Annotated in this window: 3 protein-coding genes; 2 read left to right on the top strand and 1 reads right to left on the bottom strand. The window is 66.7% G+C overall.

All coding sequences use genetic code 11. From position 1 onward, the window contains the following. On the bottom strand, positions 1 to 236 hold a 236-nt coding region (locus ABW137_RS33210), incomplete at its 3' end, for a TetR/AcrR family transcriptional regulator (RefSeq protein ID WP_526406760.1). A gap of 69 nt (positions 237 to 305) precedes the next feature. On the opposite strand from ABW137_RS33210, the gene ABW137_RS33205 reads away from it, so the two are divergent. Together ABW137_RS33205 and ABW137_RS33200 are read left to right on the top strand one after the other, a co-directional pair. Next, the gene (locus ABW137_RS33205) at positions 306 to 1,379 is read left to right on the top strand and encodes a ferredoxin reductase (protein WP_526406758.1); all 1,074 of its coding nucleotides are present in this window, start codon (positions 306 to 308) and stop codon (positions 1,377 to 1,379) included. 210 nt (positions 1,380 to 1,589) lie between these two features. Further along, positions 1,590 to 2,687, top strand: a complete 1,098-nt coding sequence (locus tag ABW137_RS33200; protein WP_526406762.1) for a fatty acid desaturase family protein — start codon at positions 1,590 to 1,592, stop codon at positions 2,685 to 2,687. Positions 2,688 to 2,750: the final 63 nt, after the last annotated feature.

Here is a 2,750-nt window from a genome sequence, read left to right as displayed (position 1 = left end):
TCCATCGAGTCGAAGTGCCGGTAGAACGCGGCGGGCACGATTCCGGCCTCGCGGGTCACCTCACGCAGGCTCAGCGCACTGAAGCTGCGTTCCTCCAGGAGGTGGAGGGCGGCGGACACGATGGCGCGCCGGGTGGCTTCCTTGCGTTCCTCGCGCGACGGCGTCTCCCGGTGGGAACGCGACGATCCCGAACGTCCCGACCTGGACGATCGTGAACTGGGCGTACGATCGTTCACTGTTGTGAAACCTACCACAACCTGGTCGGACCCATTGACGCTTCGGTCGATCGAGCGCACGGTGTACACATGTTCACTGAAACGAAGACGCCTGGCCTGTGGGACAGGGTGTTGCGGTCGCCGCTGGTCGACCTGCTCACCGGCCCGCACGGCGTCGATCGCTACACGGAGCTCGTCGAGCCCACCTGGACGCTGGGCGACGCCCGCGCCAAGGTCGTCGCAGTCCGGCGGCAGACGCCTCGCAGCGTCACCCTCACTCTTGAACCCAATGCGGCCTTCGCGGCCGGACCCGCCCTGCGCGCAGGCCAGCATGTCAACCTGACCATCGAGGTGGACGGGCGCAGGCAGACCCGTTGTTACTCGCCCGCCAACGCCGAGGGCGACCAACGCCTCGAGCTGACCATCGGTGTCCACGACGAGGGCCTGGTCTCCCGGCACCTCTTTCGCAACGCCCGACCCGGCATGGTCGTCGGCCTGGAGGGTTCCGGCGGCGACTTCGTCCTCCCGGCCGTCAGGCCGCAGCGCATCCTGTTCGTCTCCGGCGGCAGTGGCATCACCCCGGTGCTGTCGATGCTCCGCACCTTGATGGCCGAAGGTTCCAACTCGGACGTCACGTTCGTCCACTACGCCCGCACCCCGGAGGAGGCCTGCTATCGCGACGAGCTCGACGCGATGCCGGGCGTTCGGGTGTTGCGCGGCTACTCACGATCTTCTGAGTCCGGCGACCTGGCCGGCTACTTCGGGCCCGAGCACCTGGCAGACATGCCTGCGCCGGACGCGGTGTTCGTCTGCGGGCCGCCCACGCTGGTCGAGGCCGTTCGCGCGCACTATCCCGACGCGTTGTTCGAGACCTTCGTTCCGCCGGTCTTCGCCGTGCCGGCCGAGGTGTCCGGAGGCACCATCGCGTTCGCCGACAGCGGCGTCGACGTCGCCGACGACGGCCGCTCCTTGCTCGAGCAGGCCGAGGCCGCCGGGTTGTCACCAGCGAGCGGATGCCGAATGGGCATTTGCCACACCTGTACTCGTCGCAAGACCCGCGGCGCGGTCAAGAACCGCATCACCGGCGCCGTGTCGACGGCCGACGAGGAGGACGTGCAGATCTGCGTGTCCGTCCCCGTCGGTGACGTCGAACTGTCGCTGTAAGCCTCCGATCCCACTCGAAAGGACAGAACCATGACTGCCATGCTGAATGCTCCTCGCGGCGGCGCCATGCTCGAGAAGACCACCGCCACCACCACCGCCGACGCCGACGCGACCGACGCAGACGCAGACGCCACCACCACCGACGCCGCCGAGGCGAAGGCCCCGACCAAGCCGTCCGCCGACACGTCCGCCCAGCAGACCATCACCAAGATGGTCCGCGGCAAGCCGATCACCATGACGCCCGAGATGGCCGACGCCTTCGGCGCCGAACTCGACGCCCTGCGCGAGCGGGTCGTCGCCGACCTCGGCGAGCGCGACGCCACCTACATCCGGCGTGTCATCAGGGCCCAACGCGCCCTCGAAGTCGGCGGACGCGGACTGCTGTTCGCAGGCATTCTCCCGCCTGCCTGGATCGCAGGCACAGCCATGCTTGCGGCGTCGAAGATCCTGGACAACATGGAGATCGGCCACAACGTCATGCACGGCCAGTACGACTGGATGGGCGATCCCGCGCTCACCAGCCGCAACTTCGAGTGGGACTCGGCGTGCCCCAGCGACCAGTGGCGCCACTCGCACAACTACATGCACCACACCTATACGAACATCGTCGACATGGACCGCGACATCGGCTACGGCATCCTGCGGATGAGCGAAGACCAGCGGTGGACGCCCTATTATCTCGGCAACCCGCTGTACGCATTCCTGCTGATGGTGCTGTTCCAATACGGCGTCGCGCTGCACGAGCTGGAGACCGAGCGCATCCGCGCCGGTGAGATCTCCATCGCCGACAAGCGCGACACCCTGCGGGGCATCTGGGGCAAGGTCAAGCGACAGACCCTCAAGGACTACGTCGCGTTCCCGCTGCTTGCCGGGCCGTTCGCGCCGTGGGTATTCACCGGCAACCTGACCGCCAACCTGATCCGCAACGTGTGGTCCTATGCGATCATCTTCTGTGGTCACTTCCCCGACGGCACACAGGAATTCAGCAAGGACGAGACCGCGAACGAGAGCCGCGGCATGTGGTACTTCCGCCAGGTCCTCGGCTCGGCGAACCTAACCGGATTGTCCCTCCGTGGCTCCGCTCGGCCGGGTTCGGCAAAGCTCTTCCACGTGATGAGCGGCAACCTGTCCTTCCAGATCGAGCACCACCTCTTCCCGGACATCCCCGCGTTCCGGCACGCCGAGATCTCCGTCGAGGTTCGGGACATCTGCGAGCGCTATGGCGTCCCCTACAACACGGGTCCGCTGCCCAAGCAGTTCGCCACCGTGGTGAACAAGATCTTCAAGCTGGCCCGCAAGCCCTCCTGAGTTCGACCGTCAGGTCTGGCAGACCGGACACCAGAATGAGATCCGCTCGCTACCGGTGACCTC

Source organism: Mycobacterium sp., from assembly GCF_040509115.1.
Classification (GTDB): Bacteria; Actinomycetota; Actinomycetes; order Mycobacteriales; family Mycobacteriaceae; genus Mycobacterium.
Note: the sequence above shows the minus strand (reverse complement) of the source record. Positions and strands in the feature narration are given on the sequence as shown.